Annotated in this window: 21 protein-coding genes; 12 read left to right on the top strand and 9 right to left on the bottom strand. The window is 38.2% G+C overall.

The features are described 5' to 3' along the window. Nucleotides 1–539: 539 nt before the first annotated feature. From G6Q48_RS12745 to G6Q48_RS12760, 4 genes are all read left to right on the top strand, one after another. Nucleotides 540–1,223 (top strand): hypothetical protein, encoded by a 684-nt coding sequence (locus G6Q48_RS12745; RefSeq protein WP_102138518.1) that lies wholly within the window; start codon nucleotides 540–542, stop codon nucleotides 1,221–1,223. A gap of 205 nt (nucleotides 1,224–1,428) precedes the next feature. Next, nucleotides 1,429–1,704 carry a GNAT family N-acetyltransferase gene (locus G6Q48_RS12750; protein WP_166185345.1) on the top strand — a complete coding sequence of 92 codons (276 nt, stop codon included), beginning with the start codon at nucleotides 1,429–1,431 and terminating at the stop codon, nucleotides 1,702–1,704. A 27-nt stretch (nucleotides 1,705–1,731) separates the two neighbouring features. Then, the gene (locus G6Q48_RS12755; protein ID WP_166266825.1) at nucleotides 1,732–2,625 is read left to right on the top strand and encodes a pirin family protein; all 894 of its coding nucleotides are present in this window, start codon (nucleotides 1,732–1,734) and stop codon (nucleotides 2,623–2,625) included. Between the two features lie 192 nt (nucleotides 2,626–2,817). Further along, nucleotides 2,818–3,246 (top strand): TOBE domain-containing protein, encoded by a 429-nt coding sequence (locus tag G6Q48_RS12760; protein ID WP_166266827.1) that lies wholly within the window; start codon nucleotides 2,818–2,820, stop codon nucleotides 3,244–3,246. Nucleotides 3,247–3,296: 50 nt separating this feature from the next. Here the strand turns inward: G6Q48_RS12760 and G6Q48_RS12765 are convergent, their stop codons facing one another. Next, on the bottom strand, nucleotides 3,297–3,965 hold the full coding sequence (locus G6Q48_RS12765) for a cyclic nucleotide-binding domain-containing protein (RefSeq protein WP_166266829.1): 669 nt from the start codon (nucleotides 3,963–3,965) through the stop codon (nucleotides 3,297–3,299). Nucleotides 3,966–4,100: 135 nt separating this feature from the next. Between G6Q48_RS12765 and add the strand changes: the two genes are divergently transcribed. Continuing rightward, on the top strand, nucleotides 4,101–5,132 hold the full coding sequence (gene add / locus G6Q48_RS12770; protein ID WP_242685813.1) for an adenosine deaminase: 1,032 nt from the start codon (nucleotides 4,101–4,103) through the stop codon (nucleotides 5,130–5,132). A 47-nt stretch (nucleotides 5,133–5,179) separates the two neighbouring features. Here the strand turns inward: add and G6Q48_RS12775 are convergent, their stop codons facing one another. After that, nucleotides 5,180–5,710 carry a dihydrofolate reductase family protein gene (locus G6Q48_RS12775; RefSeq protein ID WP_166266831.1) on the bottom strand — a complete coding sequence of 177 codons (531 nt, stop codon included), beginning with the start codon at nucleotides 5,708–5,710 and terminating at the stop codon, nucleotides 5,180–5,182. A gap of 104 nt (nucleotides 5,711–5,814) precedes the next feature. On the opposite strand from G6Q48_RS12775, the gene G6Q48_RS12780 reads away from it, so the two are divergent. From G6Q48_RS12780 to fdnI, 5 genes are all read left to right on the top strand, one after another. Continuing rightward, complete coding sequence (locus tag G6Q48_RS12780) at nucleotides 5,815–6,081, top strand: DUF2798 domain-containing protein (RefSeq protein ID WP_166184867.1); 267 nt, start codon at nucleotides 5,815–5,817, stop codon at nucleotides 6,079–6,081. A 64-nt stretch (nucleotides 6,082–6,145) separates the two neighbouring features. Then, nucleotides 6,146–6,469 (top strand): YnfA family protein, encoded by a 324-nt coding sequence (locus G6Q48_RS12785; protein ID WP_102138525.1) that lies wholly within the window; start codon nucleotides 6,146–6,148, stop codon nucleotides 6,467–6,469. Nucleotides 6,470–6,879: 410 nt separating this feature from the next. Further along, complete coding sequence (fdnG, locus tag G6Q48_RS12790) at nucleotides 6,880–9,927, top strand: formate dehydrogenase-N subunit alpha (RefSeq protein ID WP_166266833.1); 3,048 nt, start codon at nucleotides 6,880–6,882, stop codon at nucleotides 9,925–9,927. Nucleotides 9,928–9,937: 10 nt separating this feature from the next. After that, nucleotides 9,938–10,825, top strand: a complete 888-nt coding sequence (fdxH, locus tag G6Q48_RS12795; RefSeq protein WP_004909723.1) for a formate dehydrogenase subunit beta — start codon at nucleotides 9,938–9,940, stop codon at nucleotides 10,823–10,825. Next, nucleotides 10,818–11,474, top strand: coding sequence for a formate dehydrogenase-N subunit gamma (gene fdnI / locus G6Q48_RS12800; RefSeq protein ID WP_125890756.1), 657 nt, complete (start codon nucleotides 10,818–10,820; stop codon nucleotides 11,472–11,474). Before fdxH ends, fdnI begins: the two co-directional genes overlap by 8 nt. A gap of 104 nt (nucleotides 11,475–11,578) precedes the next feature. Here the strand turns inward: fdnI and G6Q48_RS12805 are convergent, their stop codons facing one another. After that, a complete protein-coding gene (locus G6Q48_RS12805; protein WP_207393036.1) occupies nucleotides 11,579–12,127 on the bottom strand; it encodes a GNAT family N-acetyltransferase in 549 nt (182 codons plus the stop codon). A gap of 2 nt (nucleotides 12,128–12,129) precedes the next feature. Next, the gene (locus tag G6Q48_RS12810; protein WP_166266835.1) at nucleotides 12,130–12,570 is read right to left on the bottom strand and encodes a GNAT family N-acetyltransferase; all 441 of its coding nucleotides are present in this window, start codon (nucleotides 12,568–12,570) and stop codon (nucleotides 12,130–12,132) included. Nucleotides 12,571–12,789: 219 nt separating this feature from the next. Between G6Q48_RS12810 and agp the strand changes: the two genes are divergently transcribed. Then, complete coding sequence (gene agp / locus G6Q48_RS12815) at nucleotides 12,790–14,043, top strand: bifunctional glucose-1-phosphatase/inositol phosphatase (protein WP_166266837.1); 1,254 nt, start codon at nucleotides 12,790–12,792, stop codon at nucleotides 14,041–14,043. A 108-nt stretch (nucleotides 14,044–14,151) separates the two neighbouring features. Beyond that, nucleotides 14,152–14,616: a GNAT family N-acetyltransferase gene (locus tag G6Q48_RS12820; protein ID WP_166266839.1), complete on the top strand. Its 465-nt coding sequence runs from the start codon at nucleotides 14,152–14,154 to the stop codon at nucleotides 14,614–14,616. A 205-nt stretch (nucleotides 14,617–14,821) separates the two neighbouring features. Here the strand turns inward: G6Q48_RS12820 and G6Q48_RS12825 are convergent, their stop codons facing one another. The 5 genes from G6Q48_RS12825 to G6Q48_RS12845 all read right to left on the bottom strand — a co-directional run bounded on the left by G6Q48_RS12825 (nucleotide 14,822) and on the right by G6Q48_RS12845 (nucleotide 19,094). Further along, nucleotides 14,822–15,259, bottom strand: a complete 438-nt coding sequence (locus G6Q48_RS12825) for a universal stress protein (RefSeq protein ID WP_102139541.1) — start codon at nucleotides 15,257–15,259, stop codon at nucleotides 14,822–14,824. A gap of 199 nt (nucleotides 15,260–15,458) precedes the next feature. Further along, nucleotides 15,459–16,028 (bottom strand): tetratricopeptide repeat protein, encoded by a 570-nt coding sequence (locus G6Q48_RS12830; protein ID WP_125890762.1) that lies wholly within the window; start codon nucleotides 16,026–16,028, stop codon nucleotides 15,459–15,461. Nucleotides 16,029–16,576: 548 nt separating this feature from the next. Further along, the gene (locus G6Q48_RS12835) at nucleotides 16,577–16,984 is read right to left on the bottom strand and encodes an acyl-CoA thioesterase (RefSeq protein ID WP_004255881.1); all 408 of its coding nucleotides are present in this window, start codon (nucleotides 16,982–16,984) and stop codon (nucleotides 16,577–16,579) included. Between the two features lie 225 nt (nucleotides 16,985–17,209). Further along, the gene (locus G6Q48_RS12840) at nucleotides 17,210–17,566 is read right to left on the bottom strand and encodes a hypothetical protein (RefSeq protein ID WP_102139544.1); all 357 of its coding nucleotides are present in this window, start codon (nucleotides 17,564–17,566) and stop codon (nucleotides 17,210–17,212) included. A gap of 109 nt (nucleotides 17,567–17,675) precedes the next feature. After that, a complete protein-coding gene (locus G6Q48_RS12845) occupies nucleotides 17,676–19,094 on the bottom strand; it encodes an NAD(P)/FAD-dependent oxidoreductase (RefSeq protein ID WP_102139545.1) in 1,419 nt (472 codons plus the stop codon). Nucleotides 19,095–19,363: the final 269 nt, after the last annotated feature.

Below are 19,363 nucleotides of genomic sequence, written 5' to 3' on the forward strand. Positions count from 1 at the left end.
GGGTATTAGGTTACTTTTACTTAAATATCGGATGATTCTCATATGTCTAATAATTAAAATGGTAATATCCACTTCGGCGGATTTTTTAAAATTATTGCCGAACTGTCATTTTAATAAACTATGAATATATTTTCATTGTTTTAAGGCTAATTATTACTTATCCAGCTACGGTGGCTTCATGGGTAATTGTTCTAATTCGCGTAGTTCTTTTTTGAGTGGCTTTCTTTGATTAAAATGTTGATGTGCATTAAAAGCAATTGCTTGTGTTATTAATATCTCATAAGGTGGATTATCCATCTGTAAAATGGTTATTTTGTACATTTATAACTATTAATGCTTCGTTTATAACATTTTATTAATTTAAATATGAATAAGACGGAATAGTTACAGTATTTTTTAGTATTCAATATAAGTAGAGAAAAATTCAAACGGAATGATAAACCAAAGGTTTGATGTGTATCAGAGGATACAAATAGTAACTTGTTGTAACTGTTTTATAAATATATTATTTAGTATCTTAACTCCATGGATTTATCAAGATGAATAAATTATTAATTCCTGCTTTTTGTATTGCTTCTTTATCTGGGTGTGCGGTAACTGAGTATAACTATGTCCCTGACTCACAAAAAATCAGTGAACCTAAAATAGGCCAGGTCAACCATATTACAGTAGGGCAACCCTTAGTAAGAGAAGGCAATATTAGTGAAATAGACGGAATTAAAGTATTAAACCCAGTACAGATAGATTTGGCTTACAAAATTATCCCCGGTGTATTCAAGAAAGTGGGTTCAAGTGATAAAGGCGATTTTTATATGCCAGACCAAATCGTTGATTCTGGCTCGGTCACTGTTGAGGTTTTAGGGCAACCGTGGAATTCACTTTTAATTAAAAAAGGGTCTGGTCCTAATGAGATCTGTATCGTGACAGATGTTAATGTCGCTGTTTGTAGTGATAAAGCACAAATCGAACAGGTAAAACTAAATAATTCTGATGGTGATTCATTTGAACAAGCCTTAATTTTCAATGGGATAAATGACAAGGTTGTCGATGTTAGTTATCAGAGAATAGGTTCAAATATTGAGAATCAAGGATTTGGAGATAATATTCAGTATAACCTTAAGAATAGCGATATTATTTCTTATCGAAATGTAAAATTAAAAATTATCGATAGTTCAGAAAATTCATTAACCTATACGGTGATAAGTAATTTTTCTGACAATTAATGTGCATCACATTAATGAACTAGTTGAAAACAGCGTTAAACTAAATTTAGTCTCTAGTTAAGCGCTGTCGCAGCATCTTTTCTCACTTTATTCTTATTTTAACTTCAAAATATTTGGATCACATCGACAATTGAAGAATATTGTCTTTTCAGCATACCTCACATACTCTAAGTTAAATTGATTTAACGTAGAGGCGTTATTTATGATGAATATCCAATCCAATCACAATAGCTTTTTTATTTTATCTGATGACAAGCAAACGCGCCTTGCCGAAATAACTTTTGTTTATACTGGTGACGACTTAGTGATTATTGACCATACAGTGGTTGATGAAAGCTTAAAAGGACAGGGCATTGCAAAGCGATTAGTTGCTAAGGTTGTTGAGCGAATGAGAGAAGAAGGGCGAAAAATTATTCCATTATGCCCTTTTGCAAAAGCAATATTCGATAGAACACCTGAATACAGTGATATCCGCCAATAATATCTGTTAATTACTGATGAGGTAAGCATGAGTATTCAACATAATGATAAAATACCTGATTTACAGTTGATTACAGCACGTTCGAAAGATGTTGGTGGGCTTCCTGTTGCACGAGTTTTACCGACAAGAGAGCGGAGACTAATAGGTGCTTGGTGTTTTCTTGACCATGCAGGGCCTACGGTTTTTAAAGGCGATTCAGAGGGGATGAAGGTATCACCTCACCCTCATACAGCTTTACAAACATTCACTTGGATGATTGAAGGTGAGGTATTACACCGAGACAGTCTTGGCTATGAACAGGTTATTCGGCCAGGGCAGGTCAATTTAATGACAGCGGGTCATGGGATCAGCCATTCTGAAGATACCCATGGAGAGAGTCGCCAGTTACATGCAGTGCAATTGTGGATTGCTTTACCTGAAGCAGTTAAAGATATTGCCCCTCGTTTTGACCATTATCCTATATTGCCACGTTGGTCTGAAGGTGAAACATACTTCAATTTACTCGTTGGGGAATATGGAACTTATAAAGCACCAACATTAACATTTTCTTCGTTGATCGGGCTCGATATTGTTGCGAAGAAATCCGCTCGACAAATTTTAACGTTACGCTCTGAATTTGAATACGGTATTTTTGTGGTAAGTGGCAGTGCTGTTATTGAAGGGCAGCATGTTAATAGTAATGAATTAGTTTATTTAGGCAAAAATATAACTGAAGTTTCTGTAGAACTCGCCACAGATAGCCATATTTTATTACTGGGTGGTGAGCCTTTAAATGAACCTGTGTTGATGTGGTGGAATTTTATTGGCCGAACTAAAGCTGATATTCATACCGCAGTTGAGGAATGGAACCAAGGAAGTTCTCGTTTTGGGAACGTTTTTAATGATAGGCGCGAGCCAACACTGGCTCCAGTTATGCCGTAATCAGTTTAAGTTACTCCTTTGTTTATTATATGAAATGAAGGAGTAAGTAATTTTAAATACGACTATAACGCTAAGCATATTGCCTATAAATGCGATTTTTGTTTTGAATCTTAATTCAAATGGCAATAGTATTAAATTATTAAAAAATAATCTTACTGAAGTCGTATTTTATTAAAGTATAGGAGATGTTTAATGGCTATTTCTGCAAGAAACCAACTTTCAGGTGTTGTTGAGTCCATTGTTATGGGAGCGGTAAATGATGAAGTTATACTCGATTTAGGCAATGGTGAAAGTATTGCGGCAGTGATTACTAAAAATAGTACCAAACAACTTGGTTTAGAAAAAGGTAAAGTGGCAACGGCAGTAATAAAAGCACCTTGGGTTGTGCTTGTGTCCAACGCTGAAGAATATAATTTCTCTGCTCGTAATCAATTTGATGGCGTGATTGAATCCATTGAAAAAGGGAGCGTTAATTCTGTGGTAAATTTAAAAACCAGTGCGGGAACTTTATTATCTGCAGTGGTAACAAATAATAGTACCGTAGAGTTGGGATTAAATGTTAAAAGTAAAGTAACTGCCATTATCAAAGCTTCCAGTGTTATTTTGGCAACTAAGAAATAGTAAAAATTGTTGAAAGGCTGTTATGGCAGCCTTTTGTAATTCACTTTCAGTCAGTTAACCTTTTTTAGGTTAATAATTTTAATTTTTTTACCTTTAAGCTCAATAAGCTTACCTTCAACTAGTTTTATTAATGTGCGGTTTAGTTGCCTGACAGACACACCAAGCATGGCGGCTATTGAATCGCGATTTTCCAATTTAAATTCAGATCCATACTGGTTTTCGGCAAAAACTAAATAACGTCTTAATTTATATTCAACAGAAAATGCAGAAGAAGAGTGTAGCTGCGATGCGTTAAAAAGCTTTTTGCTAAGATGTTGACATATAAATTGTAAAAAAATAGGGGAGTTAAGTTCTTTCTTTTGAATAATTTGTAGTGGAAATGCGAGTAAATTACAATCAGTGACTGCCTGTATCGTACTGTAAATACGGGTATTTTTGGCATCATTGCTCTGAAATAATTCTAAGTCACCAATAACTGAAAACGCATTTTCAAATGAAAAAACAACATGCTCGCCATTTATTTCATAGCGTTCAACTTGTAGTTTTCCCTCTAAAAGAAAGTAGATAAATTTAATTGTATCATTTTGCGACATTAAGTATTCAGATGAGCTGATTTTAATAAATTTTGCTGACTTTATTGTTTCTTCAGTCAGAATTTTATCAAGCTGATAGAGAGTAAAATATTCTTTGATTTTTTCAGAAGAGATAATTTTTTTCATTATTTATTCTATCAATGTGTGTATTTACAATGAGCAGTATGGCATAGATTCGCAAGTGTAAAAAAGGACGTATGTCCTTTTTTTATCTATTGATGAACTGTTAGTTTAGGTGATATTCAATAGAAGGAGATATACATGAAAGAACAATTATCGAATAAAGTTGGCTGTACTGATGATATGCATGAAAAGATAAATTTAATGCCTAAAGTCGAATTACATGTGCATTTAGACACTTGCTTAAGTTTTCACTATGTAAAGCAAGCTAACCCATCCATTTCATTTAACGAATTTGCTAGCGCATTTATTGCGCCTGAAAAATGTGAAGATCTAGGTGATTTTTTAAAGTGTATAGAGCCACAACTTGATATTTTACAAACTAAAATGGCAATTTCTCTTGCAGTAAATGATTTATTTGAACAACTACAAAACGATAATGTTATTTATGTTGAGCTACGTTTTGCTCCGTTGTTACATCTTAGAAAAGGACTGAAAAGTGCAGAAGTAGTCGAAGTTGTTTTGGACGCCATGGAACAAGCCAAAGAAAAGTACGCTATCGAAGCTAGGCTAATACTATGTACCTTACGCCATTTTACGGAGCAACAAAGCTTGGAGACGGCCCAATTAGTTATTGATTATCAAGGCCGTAATGTTGTTGCATTAGATTTAGCTGCAGATGAAGCTCGGTTTACACTGAGTAACCATCAAGCTGCGTTTGATTATGTTCGCTCATGTGGTGGCCATGTGATTGCTCATGCAGGGGAAGCTTTAGGGTATGAAAGTGTGCTTGAAACACTCGATAAACTAAAAGTATCCCGTATTGGACACGGCGTAAGAAGTATTGAAAGTGACGAAATAATCGAACGGTTAAAGCTTAATAAGATATTACTTGAAGTTTGTCCTAGCTGTAATATTACCTGTAATGTTTTTGACAGTATTCAAGTACACCCAGTTAACGAATTAAAGAAACGTGGTGTAAGGCTGAATATTAACACTGATGCGCGAACAGTTGCGAATACGACACTAAATCAAGAATACCAGTTATTACACAAGGTTTTTAACTGGACTATTGACGATTTTATTCAGTGTAATGTGCACGCGTTAGAGGCAAGTTTTCTTAATGATATTGTGCGAGAACAATTAACTAATAAAATCAAAAATTGGCTTTAAGCATCCTTGAGGGGAGCGGTGGAATACCACTTTTCCCTTTTAACTCATTAAATCTCATAGTGTGATTGTACAAAGCCGGATGGGAAGGTAATGGTTTGGATATGTTTTAGGCGAATATCTTGTTGTATTGGGCCAAATAGTGAGCGCCCGTTGCCAAGTAATATAGGTAATCGTGTAATAATCAGTTTATTGATTAACCCGCTGTTTATAAATGATTGAACTACTTGCCCGCCATCAATATAAATATGTTGATGTCCTTCTTTTTCTAATAGAGCCATGGCTTCTTCGGGGAGGTGATTGAGGAAGCGAACTTTGCCAATTAAATGTTCAGGGATTGGCAGACTGGCTAATGATGAAGAAAGCACTATAACTGGCAACTCATATGGCCAAGGGGTCATATGAGAGAGTGTTTCATAAGTACCACGTCCCATAACGATAGCATCAATATGACTCATAAAATCATGATATCCGTGATCTTCATTTGTTGAGTCGAAGGATTGTAGCCAATCAATATCACCATTTTTTCGGGCGATATAACCGTCTAAGCTGGTTGCTATAAATACATGTCCTGAAATCATAATATGGTACCTATTCGAATTGTTTTACAGCTTATAATAATGAATGAAAGTGTAATAATACGGGTGATATAGTGCTTTATGTGCCCGCCAACCTTGGAGTTTTTATGTCACATCAAGACCGTAATTATGTTTTAGGTATTCCCAAGTTACCCGCTCGTGCAATGATTTTTCTTGTTCCTTTCTTTTTATCCCTTGTCATGAGTGGAATTGTTTCGCTGATTAGTACGATAAGAGCCTTGGGCTTCACCAGCGAAGTGTTTTTTCCTTGGTTGAGTTCGTGGATGCTCTCTTGGATGATTGCTTTCCCGACCGTATTTTTTGTCTTACCGATTGCAAGGCGAATTTCACTGATGTTAGTTAAAAATGCATAACAGTGAGTGTTAAAATTGCTAATATAAAGGTGAAATTTATGGGCACTATTTTGAATGGGATTTTATGTCGATAAAAATTATTGGTTTGTTCTTTATTACAGCATTGGCTGAAATTGCAGGTTGTTACTTTCCTTATCTTTGGATGAAAAAACAAGGTGGGGCTTGGTTATTAATTCCTGCAGCCTTAAGTTTAATGCTGTTTGTTTGGTTGCTGACATTACACCCAGAAGCGAGCGGACGAATTTATGCAACTTATGGTGGGATATATATTGTCACAGCATTAGTCTGGCTGAAAGTGGTTGATGGTGTCTCTCTTACTGTGACTGATTGGGTGGGTGCTCTGGTTGTACTTGTAGGGGCTGGGATCATTATTAGTGGTTGGGAATAGATGATAATGTTATCTCATTATCTTAAAAATTTAATTATTTATTTTAAGATAATGAGGGGACTAAGATGGCTACAGCATTATCTCTTTATGTTTATTTCATCAAATAAATGCTAGATCCACATTTGAATTTTAAATTAAATGTAAGGGTTATTGTTTTACGAAATTAAACTATTCTCTTTTATGAAATGTTAATTAAAACTGCATTTAACTAAAATATTTTAAAATGTAACATTTGATCTAAATCAATTTAACAATAAATACTCTATTGGTAGTAATTTTAATTGATGTTTAACTACTCAGTTAATATTAATTAAACTTTTATTTTCACTTTCATTGATTTTAGGCAATATCTAATCATATTAGGCTGCTATTCTCTCATCGATTTATACAAAAAATATAAAGAGGTAGCAATGAACGTTAGTCGCAGAAAGTTTTTTAAAATCTGCGCTGGCGGGATGGCAGGTACAACTGTAGCTGCGTTAGGTTTTATGCCTGGAATGGCAATAGCTAATGTACGTGAATATAAATTACTTCGCTCTAAAGAGACGCGTAATACTTGTACTTACTGTTCTGTCGGTTGTGGATTACTAATATATAGCATGGGCGATGGCGCCATGAATGCTAAATCCGCGATATTCCATGTCGAGGGTGATTCAGACCACCCGGTAAACCGTGGTGCTTTATGTCCTAAAGGGGCTGGCCTACTCGACTATATCCAAAGCGAAAATCGTTTACGTTATCCAGAATATAGAGCGTCAGGCTCTGATAAATGGGAACGCATTAGTTGGAATGATGCCTTCACACGCATTGCACGCTTAATGAAAGATGATCGCGATGCGAATTTCATTGAAAAAAATGCGGAAGGAACAACTGTAAACCGTTGGTTATCAACAGGGATGCTTTGTGCATCAGCTGCTAGTAATGAAACGGGAATGTTGACGCAAAAATTCGCCAGATCGCTAGGAATGCTAGCGGTTGATAACCAAGCGCGTGTCTGACACGGACCAACGGTAGCAAGTCTTGCTCCAACATTTGGTCGCGGTGCGATGACCAACCACTGGGTTGATATCAAAAATGCCGATGTTGTCGTCGTTATGGGCGGTAATGCTGCGGAAGCACACCCTGTTGGGTTCCGCTGGGCAATTGAAGCGAAAAATAACAATGATGCCACACTGATTGTCATAGACCCGCGTTTTACGCGTACTGCATCAGTTGCTGACCATTATGTCCCTATCCGTTCAGGAACCGATATTACCTTTTTATCGGGCGTTTTGCTGTACCTGATTGAAAACCAAAAAATCAATGCTGAGTATGTTCAGAACTATACCAATGCATCGTTGATTGTTAGAGACGATTTTGACTTTAACGATGGTTTATTTAGTGGTTATGACGCTGATAAGCGTAGTTACGATAAAACCAGCTGGAACTATAAGTTTGATGAAAATGGTCACGCATTGCGCGATGACACATTACAAGATCCACGTTGCGTGTGGAATTTACTTCACAAACACGTATCACGCTATACGCCTGATATCGTTGAGCAAATTTGTGGAACGCCAAAAGCCGATTTCTTGAAAGTCTGTGAAATTTTAGCCACAACAAGTGCGGCAGATAAAGCTGGGACTTTTCTGTATGCATTAGGCTGGACACAACATACTGTTGGCGCACAAAACATTCGCACCATGGCTATGATCCAGTTACTGCTAGGTAACATGGGGGTTGCGGGTGGCGGTGTGAACGCATTGCGCGGGCACTCGAACATTCAAGGCTTGACAGATTTAGGGTTACTATCAACCAGTTTACCGGGTTACTTGACGCTGCCTTCTGAAAAGCATCAAGACATTGATAGCTACCTGACTGCGAATACACCAAAAGCGACATTACCAAATCAGGTGAATTTCTGGAGTAACTATCCTAAATTCTTCGTGAGTTTGATGAAGTCTTTCTATGGTGATTCAGCTCAAGCAGAAAACCAATGGGGTTATGACTGGTTACCTAAATGGGACCAAGCTTATGATGTCATGAAGTATTTTGACATGATGAGCAAAAACCAAGTGACTGGCTATATCTGTCAAGGGTTTAACCCAGTGGCTTCATTCCCTGATAAGAACAAAGTGGTTAGTTGCCTCAGTAAATTGAAATACCTGATTGTTGTAGACCCATTAGTCACTGAAACGGCTAATTTCTGGCAAAATCACGGTGAGATGAATGACGTTGATACGGCTTCGATTCAAACCGAAGTGTTCCGTTTACCATCGACCTGTTTTGCGGAAGAAGATGGCTCGATAGCAAACTCAGGCCGTTGGTTACAATGGCACTGGCAAGCCGCAGATGCCCCAGGCGAAGCGCGTAATGATGGCCAAATCTTGACCGGAATTCTGTATAAGATCCGTGAATTGTATGAGAAAGAAGGTGGCCAAGGCCAAGATCCTCTGATGCAAATGAAATGGAATTATAAACAACAATTCCATCCTGAATCAGAAGAAGTGGCGAAAGAAAACAACGGTGTTGCACTGGTTGATCTTTATGATGCTGACGGCAATTTACAAGCGAAAAAAGGTGAATTACTCAGCTCATTTGCTTTATTGCGAGCCGATGGTTCAACAGCCTCTTCTTGCTGGATTTACACCGGTAGCTGGACTGAGAAAGGCAACCAGATGGCAAATCGTGATAACAGCGACCCATCCGGTATCGGTAACACATTGGGTTGGGCATGGGCATGGCCTCTGAACCGCCGTGTGATTTATAACCGTGCGTCTTGTGATACCCAAGGTAAACCGTGGAATAAAGACCGCGTGCTTATCGAGTGGAATGGTAAAAAATGGGTCGGTAATGATATTCCTGACTTCAATGCTTCTGCACCTGAAGTAGGAACAGGGCCATTCATCATGCAACCAGAAGGTTTAGGTCGTTTATTTGCTATCGATAAGATGGCAGAAGGGCCATTCCCTGAGCATTATGAGCCATTTGAAACACCACTTGGCACTAACCCGTTGCACCCGAATGTGGTTTCTAACCCAGCGGCGCGAATTTTTGATGAAGACAAGAAACGTCTTGGCGACCACAAAGATTTCCCTTATGTAGGAACCACATACCGCTTAACAGAGCATTTCCACACATGGACCAAGCATGCTCGCTTGAACGCGATTGCTCAGCCAGAGCAATTTGTTGAAATCAGCGAAACACTAGCGAAAGCCAAAGGAATTGCGTTAGGCGATAAGGTCAAAGTCAGTAGTAAGCGTGGGTTTATCAAAGCAGTTGCGGTTGTCACTCCTCGATTACAAACGCTGATGGTGGATGGGAAACCAATTGAAACTGTTGGATTACCGATTCACTGGGGCTTTGAAGGCGCGACTCAAAAAGGGTTTATCACCAATACGTTAACGCCGTCTGTCGGCGATGCTAACTCTCAGACACCTGAGTATAAGGCATTCTTAGTTAACATTGAGAAGGCGTAAGGGAGGGAACATGTCCATGCAATCTCAAGACATTATTAAACGTTCCGCGACCAATAGCATTACGCCTCCGCCACAAGCGCGTGATGATAAGCTTGAAGTCTGTAAGCTCATCGATGTGTCATCCTGTATCGGCTGTAAAGCTTGTCAGGTGGCATGTTCTGAGTGGAATGATATCCGTGACGAAGTTGGCCACTGCGTTGGGGTTTATGATAACCCTACGGATTTAAGTGCAAAATCGTGGACGGTGATGCGTTTTAGCGAAACCACTGAAATGGGCAAGCTAGAATGGCTGATCCGTAAAGATGGCTGTATGCACTGTACCGATCCTGGATGTTTGAAATCTTGCCCATCAGCAGGAGCAATCATTCAGTACGCAAATGGTATTGTGGATTTCCAATCAGAGCACTGTATTGGTTGTGGCTATTGTATCGCAGGTTGCCCATTCAACATTCCTCGATTAAACCCGAAAGATAATCGAGTATACAAGTGTACCTTGTGTGTTGATAGGGTGAGTGTTGGCCAAGAGCCAGCATGTGTGAAAACTTGTCCAACAGGCGCTATTCGTTTCGGTACGAAAAAAGAGATGTTGGAATACGGTGCAGAGCGCGTAACGAAATTGCAAAATCGGGGTTATGCGCAAGCGGGAATTTATGATCCTGAAGGCGTTGGTGGTACACATGTTGTTTATGTACTTCACCATGCTGACAAACCTGAACTGTATCATGGCCTGCCTAAAGACCCACAAATTGATACGCCAATCAATCTGTGGCAGGGCATCTTGAAACCACTTTCTGTCGTTGGATTTATCGCGACCTTTGCAGGGTTGATTTTCCACTATGTGGGAATTGGTCCGAACAAAGAAGTGAGTGATGAAGAGGAGAAAGATGACCATGAGTAAGAAAAGCAAAATGATTGTGCGGACTAAGTTTATTGACCGCGCGTGTCACTGGACGGTTGTCATCAGTTTCTTCTTGGTTGCTTTGTCGGGGATCGCGTTATTTTTCCCAACACTGAAATGGTTGACGGAAACCTTTGGTACACCACAAATGGGACGGATTTTACACCCATTCTTCGGTGTACTCATTTTCGTCGTGCTGATGTTTATGTTTGTTCGCTTTGTAAAACACAATATTCCAGATAAGAAAGACTTACCTTGGATTAAAAATATTGTTGAAGTACTCAAAGGTAACGAACATGAAGTGGCTGATGTCGGTAAATATAACGCCGGTCAAAAAATGATGTTCTGGAGTATCATGAGCCTGATTTTTGTGCTCTTGGTCACCGGTATTATTATTTGGCGCCCTTATTTCGCACATTTATTCCCAATGTGGATGGTGCGTTGGGGGCTGTTGATCCACGCTGTTGCTGCGATTGTCTTGATCCATGCCATTTTAATTCATATGTACATGGCATTTTGGGTTAAAGGTTCAATCAACGGAATGATCGAAGGGAAAGTTAGCCGCCGTTGGGCGAGAAAACATCACCCTCGTTGGTACCGCGATGTTGAAGCGAAAGAAGCCAAAGCCGAAGCTGAAAGTAAAAAATAATTTATTTTTAGGTTAGCGAAACCGCTGTTGTGTGACTAAGCATGGCAGCGGTTTTTTATTGGGTGTAAATAAGCATGAATTGTGAGCAATTTCATTGTGGCAAACTAACGGTTGTCAGTCGCTAATCGATATAGCACATGTTCTTGCAACCAATGGCCATCAGGGAGTGCAGGGTGATAAAAGTTATTTGGATGTTTTATCATTCCAAGTCTTTTCATAACAGATTCTGATGGAGAATTGACCACCGCGGTGAACGCAACAAGCTCTTCTAGTTTTAGTTGTTCAAATGCAAATTTGATCGCTGCGTGAGCCCCTTCAGTCGCATAGCCTTGGTGCCAATAGTTGGGATGCAAGCGCCAACTTAATTCAACACAAGGGGAAAAAGGTAAATTAGCGGCGGGAATATTTAAACCGATAAACCCAATGAATTGTTTATTGGATTTTAATTCTACAGCCCATAATCCCCACCCCCCTTGTTGAGCGAATTTATCTATGATGGTTTCCATAAATTGTGCATTTTGCTGTTCATTTAGCACAGAAGGAAAGTAGTGCATGACATCGGGATGGCTATTCATTTGGTAAAGTGGGTGCTTATCTTCTTCTTGCCACCCACGTAGCCGTAAACGTTCAGTTTCTAATTCAATGATTTTCACGATTATTCTTTATTAAGGTGCATATGGAGAATAGGGAACGGATTACCTTCGCCATCTAGTTCAGAACGTGCATATTGTGTAAAACCCATGTGCTGATAGAAGCCGATGGCTTGAGGATTTTGCTCATTAACGTCCAGTTCAGTAATGCCTAACGTGTCAATGGCATATTGAAGGAGTTTTTTCCCAGTACCTTGGCCTCTACTTTCTTGAGAAATAAACAACATTTCAAGGCGGTGTTTATCGCAGCCTAGAAAACCGGTCATATTGCCTGTGTCATCAAATGCCACAAAAACAGCTAAATGCGGTAAGTAAAGCTGTTTGATAGCAACTTTTAGCTCCGCAATTTTTTCTTCAGTTAAAAAATGGTGGGTAGCTCTAACTGAAGACTCCCAAACACGAATAATATCATCATCGTGTGCACGTGTGGCACTTTGGACTATCATTATATTATCTCCATGTATTAACTGGAAATCTTAGCTTTTGTTTTTTTTATGTCAATCGCTTATTTTAAATTTACGTTAAGGTTGTTTTTGAGATATTTATCGCAGAAAAAAAAGCTAACTACTTCATTATTAGACTAGCTACGGCGTAATTTTTTCGCCAATTATTTAATATAGCGATAAAGTACTTTTCTTTGTTAATTTAATCGTAGGGGTATCTTAATGAAATATAAATTATTAACTCTCTGTTTATCTACGGCACTATTAACACCAATTGCACCTGTATTAGCCAATACAGGCACCGAATCAGATATGATTTTGGACCAAGTTTTAGTCCTTAGCCGCCATAATTTACGTACACCTATCGTAAATACCGGTATTCTTACTGAAGTGACTGATAAAAAATGGCCTGCTTGGGATGCGCAAAGTGGTTATCTCACAACGAAAGGAGGCGCACTTGAAGTCTATATGGGGCATTATTTTAGGGAATGGATCGATCAAAATAAATTACTTGCAGATGAACTGTGCCCAACGAGCAATGAGGATGTGTACCTTTATACGAATAGTCTACAAAGAACGATAGCAACCGCCCAATTTTTTGCGGCAGGTGCATTTCCTGGATGCAAGGTGAGTATTCATCATCAGCCTGAAATTGGCAAAATGGATCCTGTTTTTAACCCCATTATTACGAATGGCTCCCCTGAATTTAAGCAAAAGGCACTTGCGGAGATGGAGCAATATTTTAACGGGTTATCGCTTACAGCGGGTTATGAAGAATTGGATACAGTTCTGAATATTAAAGACTCCCAAAAATGTAAAACAGATAAACTGTGTAATTTAAACAGCCAAAAAAATAATTTTATTATTGAAGCAGAAAAAGAACCGGGCGTCAGTGGCCCATTAAAAATTGCGAATTCAGCTGTAGACGCTATTGATCTGCAATATTATGAAGGTTTTCCGGCTAATGATGTGGCTTGGGGGCTTGTGGATACCCCTGAAAAATGGAAAAAACTGAATACGTTAAAAAATGCTTACCAAGAAACGTTGTTTACGCCAAAAATTATTGCTAAGAATGTGGCTCATCCAATACTGAATTATATTGATAAAGGCTTTGTTTCTGTCGATAAAGGAGAAACTGCAAAATTTATATTCTTAGTCGGTCATGATTCAAATATTGCTTCGTTGATGTCAGCTATGGATTTTAAACCATATCAATTACCAGAGCAGTATGAGCACACCCCAATTGGAGGGAAATTAGTGTTTCAACGTTGGACGGACAAACAAGCTAATAAAGATTTTATGAAAGTAGAATATGTTTATCAAACCTCAGATCAGCTTAGGGATAATACATATTTGTCATTACAAACACCTCCTAAGCATGTCACATTAGAGTTAAAAGGGTGCCCAATAGATAAAAGCGGTTATTGTTCTTGGGAAGATTTCCAAAAAGTCATGGCGACAGCCTTAGAACAGTAATAACGGGGTGTTGATGCCCGACTAACTTGAGTGGGGCATCATTTTTTGGGAAGATAGTTAAATTATATATTCGGTTTATTAATATGTTATGTGGATAAAACGCTCACTATGTCTATTCAGTTTTTTCAACTAAACCAAATTGGTACTGCAGATCTTATCGCATTAAATACTCACCCTGCTGTGCTTGAACATATGCCGTTAGGCAGTCATCTTTTTGATGAGCAAGCCTGCTGTGAGTGGGTTGCAGGAAAAGAGCAGCATTGGGATCAACATGGCTATGGCGTATGGGCCATTATGATTGATGGTCAGTTTGCAGGCTGGGGAGGGTTACAAAATGAAGCGGGTGACGCGGATTTAGCTTTAGTTTTGCATCCCAAGTTTTGGGGAAAGGGAAAATACATTGTTAATAATATAATTCATAAAGCTTTTACATCACTGAAGGTTGAGTCCGTTACAATTCACTTACCGCTAACGCGTAAGAAAATATCAGCGATTTTGCGTTATGGTTTTACTGAAGAGGCTATTGTTGATTTTGACGGTATTCCTTTTAAGCGTTTTAGATTAAGCCACTGAACAGTTTTATCGCATAAAAAAACCCTGCTAAAAAGCAGGGCGTGAAAATCACGAAAATGTTTATGAGCCTTTAATTTACTCTAAATTAGCGAGAAAATAGCCTTATAAAGTGTATGTCTTTGCTGTTTTTTGTAACAATCATTAAGACTAAGCCTTTTATTTGTAAAATGCGTTGGTTTAGCTGTAAATGTAACTTTAGCCCTTATTATCTAACAACTAATACGCTAGTTTTCGCATAGCGAACTACTGAGGCTGCATTCGAACCGAGCAAATAGGTTGACATGCTTGGGCGGCGTGAACCGAGTAAAATAATATCAGCGTTAATATCTTCTGCTGTCGCGAGAATTTCGTCTTTAACAGAACCGACGGTTGCTTTTGCCTGTATCTTATCTGCAGGGATATCAAATAATTTAATTTTTTCTTTTAGCTCGGTCAGAATAATTTCAGCTTGCTTTTCGTCATCAGGAAAGTCTCCTGGCAAGATTGTGCCACCGTAGCGTAAATAATTTGAAATTGGTGCGGTTACGGCAAGAAAGTGTACTGTTGCATCGTTCAATTTTTGTAGCGAATTAACATGAGGCACTAATAAATTAGTGAGGGCATCTTCGGTTACATCGATAGGAACTAAAATTGTCTTGTACATAATATCTCCCTTTTTCTTTTATATTATAAGTTTAGAACAATATCATACATTGTGAATTCGATTATTAATAGTAATGGATTTATTGGGCAAAGGGTGTGAGCAAGTAGCGGTAATAAGATTTTTCATCAAAAAAAGAGAGAAGCCTGATGTCATTACAATGAATGATATCAGGCAAAATGCAGGGAATATTAGGATAGGTTTATTTTTTTACGCAAGCTTCTTTTAAGCCAGCTTTGCAGGCTTGAGCTAAATATTCGGCCGCGGATTTTTCATTTATTTCAACGCCTTCACCACTTTCTAGCATCTTACCGACTTGGTATTGTGCTGGTGGGAACTTTTTATCGGCAGATTTTTTGAACCATTCAAAAGCAATAATATAATTTTGTTTTACACCAATACCTTGATAGTAAAACTGCCCCATGTAGTTTTGGGCTTCAACGTTGCCTTTATTCGCTGATTTTTCGAATAGATCCATAGCCGTTTCAAGGTTGGCTTCAACACCATTACCATTTAAATACATATCACCTAAAAACAACTGAGCATCGGAGTTGCCTTTATTCGATGCCATTGTTAGCCATTTCTTTGCTTTACCATAGTCCTGTTTCAGCTCATTCCCAAGGTAATAGCCAATTCCTAACATGACTTGTGCTTTTATATCCCCTTTTTGTGCCTCTTGCTCGATGCGTTTAATGGCTTCTTTGGGAACTGCGGCGACACTCAGGTTAATTGAAAAGGCACATAAAATAATAAATGAGAGAATTCTAAGCATGATTTGATATCTTATATTAGCGTTGTATTTTTCTGTTTTTAATACAATGTCTCAATGAGACTTATTGTCAACAAAGTAAAGCATATTATATAAAAAAAACTACATCAAAATACGTAATATAAAACAAGCAATACGTTGTGTGTTTTTACGCATTTTTAGGGTAATTAGTAACTTCCCATACTCTACGATTTTAATTGAAAAATATCAATATATAATAAAAAAGACAATATATTTGAGTATGAAGTTTAATGTCTTTTAGTAATGTTATGTATCTGTTGTTACAAGATATTAATAAAAAAATGATTTGAAATCATATGAGGAGGTTAAAGATAAGAGAATAAAATATTAATAGATAAGTTTTATTTTAGAAGATTATTTTTAAAAGACATTTAATACGAATAAATTATCGATATAAAACACATTAAAGGTGAGGAAAGTAAATAAAATAAGGAGTGGTGCATATGTATTAGAAAGGTGTGAATTGAAATTTACAGAGCTCACACCTTAACAATATGATAAAAACCTGCCCGTTAATGGCTTAAAAAAGCTTATGACTCAAATAATGGAGTAGGTTTACCGTTGTCATCAATGGCGACAAAATTAAATTGGCCATGTATCACTTCTTCACGACCATCAGAATACATATCCTCTAAAAAAATCGATACATTAACCGTTAAACTGGTTCTTCCGACTCGAATGACTTTACCGACCAATTCAACAATAGTGCCTGAAGGGATTGGGTGGGTGAAATTAATTTTCTCAGTTGATACGGTAACGAGGCGCTTACGGCTAAAACGCGTTGCGGTAATAAAAGAAACTTCATCCATCCAAGCGAGAGCAGTACCGCCAAATAGGGTGCTATGGTGGTTCGTTGTTGTTGGAAATACGACTTTAGAGACGCGAGAAATGGATTGTTCTATTTTTTGTGCGATAACATCGTCAGCGATGGAACTCATGGTCTACCTTACAATTGTTACTTAGTATGCTCGTAATTGTTAAAAGCAATAATGTTAAAGGCTAAGTGTAATACTCATTTCAAATTAATTCAGCAATAAATGTGAAGTGAATCGTTCCGGCAGGGGAAGTTTTTGAGAATATCAGCTGTAGCTAAAATCAGAAGGGTAATATTAAAGGCTCTGAGTTCAAATTATGAGCCTTTAAATTATAAGTGAGGCATGAAATTAATTATCTAAATACTCTGCGCTCATACGAACAGCTTTTGCATTGTTGCCACTTTTAACGCAAGAAACTAAAAATGCTTTAGACTCAGCCCAAATCGTGGCAGAAAAATCTTCGCCATCAACATCTTTTTCAACAGTAATAGGGTATTTTTCAACACCATCAAGCCACTCGATTAAGCCTGACTTACAGGTTGGAAAATCGTTTTTTGCAATTGAACCATCTAAAACAGGCACTGCAATTTGTGGTTTATTGTTGTTAGCAATCATGTCCTCTAATTGCTCTACGGTATAACTTTTCTCAGCGAAAGCAGTGGTACTTAATAGTGAAATCGCTATTGTTAATAGTAATTTATTCATAATCACTCCATTTGATTTAAGTTTCGAATACTATGTAATAAAGACACAATAGGCAATAAAAAAACCCTTCAAATTGAAGGGTTTTTGTGAGCAAGTTTTACAAGCCAGTTTAGCTGAATCTGTATAGGCTAAATGGTTTAACATTCAATGATGGCTCTTTACCCAGTAACAAGTCAGCCGTGAGCTCAGAAGAAACTGGGCTTTCTGTCATTCCCCAACCTGTAGCAGTATTAATGACAAGGCCCGGATACTCATTAACCTGAGAAATAATTGGATGCTCATCAGGTGCGATGGCCATAGCACCACTCCATTGGTCAATAAGTTTAGAATCCTTAAATGCAGGGAATTCAGTTTTTAATTTCTCAAATGATGCATTCAACTCAGGTAAATCAGGCAATGCCGTCATATTTCTGTGTTTTTCGAAAGGTGAAATTTCGTCCAACTTCCAGCTGGTTGGTTCGGTAAATGAATTAATTAACTGCTCATTTAATGAAATATGCACAGGGAAATCAGGCATAGACAGCAATGGAATGTATTTATAACCATAAACGAAGGAGTCTTTAACAACAGGGGCAACAATCACACGTGGAGATGTTGCGTAGGTGCCGTCAGCTTGTTCACGGAAGAAAATATTGCCAGGTAAAGCAACGTTACCCCCCGGTGCAGTTGGTGACCCGGTGATCAGTTGCTGAGATTGATAAGCGGGCAGTGTTGGGACATCAACACCTAAGTTTTGCATAAACAGCCTTGACCATACGCCACCTGCGACAACAACACGCGAAGTCTTAATAGCCCCTTTCTCGGTGACGACATCAGAAATGACGCCTGCTTGGGTTTCTAAGCCTCTAGCTGCACAGTTAGTATAAATTTTTATACCTAATTTTTTGGCGTAATCTGCCATGACGAAGGTCGCAATTTCAGCATCTAAGCTACCAGAGTCTTCTTCAAAACCAGCGATAGTCCATTTAGATTGTGCACCATTCAAACGTTGGTTGAGCTCAGCACCTTCGATAATACGTGTTTTGAACGGAATATCTGAACCGACGTTTTTACTGCGAGTATCAATCCACTCTCTAACGTTGACAAGATCTTCTTCATCAAATGGTACTTCAACGCGACCTTGAGTACGATAGCTAGTATCTGCACCGACTTTCGCGTTCATCTCTCTCCAACGCTGTTTCCCTAAGTGGTGTAGTAAGAACGTTTCATCTGGCATTTTATACGTGATAACTTGGCCGTAGAAGCGGGATGATTGCTCGCCTGCGATGTTACCTTTTTCAACAATAACAACATCTAAACCACGCCCGACCAGCTCAATTGCAGTCATGATCCCCAGAATTCCAGCACCAATAACAACGACGTCAGCTTGCTGTGGTAGAGAGCCTTCAGTTCCTGCAACAAAGCCATGTCGTGGCTTACCAGGCACAAATCGACCTTCACGAGTTAACATTGGAGTTAAAATTCCGGCTCCTGCAGCAACGGCAACAACGCCACCACCAATCAAAAATTTTCTTCTAGTAATAGCCATCTTATTAAGTTCCTTATATCGAATGAGTTTTTCACAATTGACCAAAGCTTCAATTAGAAATATTTATAATTGTAATTATATCTTTAATAATAATTATAATTGTAAACTAAGTTGGGTTGAAATTAAAATTTTTAATTAAATGTTAAAAATGTTTTTCGGATATGAAATGGGCGCCACTATTTCAAGAGTAATAATGTTCAAGAAAAATACTGGCGCTGGCACTATTTGGATAGAAGAATAGACAGGATAGAAATGATTCTGTTTCTACT

Origin of the sequence: Providencia sp. M-27, from assembly GCF_011077905.1 — a bacterium.
GTDB lineage: Bacteria > Pseudomonadota > Gammaproteobacteria > Enterobacterales > Enterobacteriaceae > Providencia > Providencia huaxiensis.

What these genes read in the sequence shown, in the direction of transcription:
- fdxH (WP_004909723.1), top strand. Translation starts at nt 9,938, where the DNA reads ATGTCCATGCAATCTCAAGACATTATTAAACGTTCCGCGACCAATAGC.
- G6Q48_RS12775 (WP_166266831.1), bottom strand. Translation starts at nt 5,710, where the DNA reads ATGATTTCAGGACATGTATTTATAGCAACCAGCTTAGACGGTTATATC.
- agp (WP_166266837.1), top strand. Translation starts at nt 12,790, where the DNA reads ATGAAATATAAATTATTAACTCTCTGTTTATCTACGGCACTATTAACA.
- G6Q48_RS12845 (WP_102139545.1), bottom strand. Translation starts at nt 19,094, where the DNA reads ATGGCTATTACTAGAAGAAAATTTTTGATTGGTGGTGGCGTTGTTGCC.
- G6Q48_RS12820 (WP_166266839.1), top strand. Translation starts at nt 14,152, where the DNA reads ATGTCTATTCAGTTTTTTCAACTAAACCAAATTGGTACTGCAGATCTT.
- G6Q48_RS12785 (WP_102138525.1), top strand. Translation starts at nt 6,146, where the DNA reads ATGTCGATAAAAATTATTGGTTTGTTCTTTATTACAGCATTGGCTGAA.
- G6Q48_RS12765 (WP_166266829.1), bottom strand. Translation starts at nt 3,965, where the DNA reads ATGAAAAAAATTATCTCTTCTGAAAAAATCAAAGAATATTTTACTCTC.
- fdnI (WP_125890756.1), top strand. Translation starts at nt 10,818, where the DNA reads ATGAGTAAGAAAAGCAAAATGATTGTGCGGACTAAGTTTATTGACCGC.
- add (WP_242685813.1), top strand. Translation starts at nt 4,101, where the DNA reads ATGAAAGAACAATTATCGAATAAAGTTGGCTGTACTGATGATATGCAT.
- G6Q48_RS12825 (WP_102139541.1), bottom strand. Translation starts at nt 15,259, where the DNA reads ATGTACAAGACAATTTTAGTTCCTATCGATGTAACCGAAGATGCCCTC.
- G6Q48_RS12745 (WP_102138518.1), top strand. Translation starts at nt 540, where the DNA reads ATGAATAAATTATTAATTCCTGCTTTTTGTATTGCTTCTTTATCTGGG.
- G6Q48_RS12840 (WP_102139544.1), bottom strand. Translation starts at nt 17,566, where the DNA reads ATGAATAAATTACTATTAACAATAGCGATTTCACTATTAAGTACCACT.
- G6Q48_RS12810 (WP_166266835.1), bottom strand. Translation starts at nt 12,570, where the DNA reads ATGATAGTCCAAAGTGCCACACGTGCACACGATGATGATATTATTCGT.
- G6Q48_RS12835 (WP_004255881.1), bottom strand. Translation starts at nt 16,984, where the DNA reads ATGAGTTCCATCGCTGACGATGTTATCGCACAAAAAATAGAACAATCC.
- G6Q48_RS12755 (WP_166266825.1), top strand. Translation starts at nt 1,732, where the DNA reads ATGAGTATTCAACATAATGATAAAATACCTGATTTACAGTTGATTACA.
- G6Q48_RS12760 (WP_166266827.1), top strand. Translation starts at nt 2,818, where the DNA reads ATGGCTATTTCTGCAAGAAACCAACTTTCAGGTGTTGTTGAGTCCATT.
- G6Q48_RS12750 (WP_166185345.1), top strand. Translation starts at nt 1,429, where the DNA reads ATGAATATCCAATCCAATCACAATAGCTTTTTTATTTTATCTGATGAC.
- G6Q48_RS12830 (WP_125890762.1), bottom strand. Translation starts at nt 16,028, where the DNA reads ATGCTTAGAATTCTCTCATTTATTATTTTATGTGCCTTTTCAATTAAC.
- G6Q48_RS12780 (WP_166184867.1), top strand. Translation starts at nt 5,815, where the DNA reads ATGTCACATCAAGACCGTAATTATGTTTTAGGTATTCCCAAGTTACCC.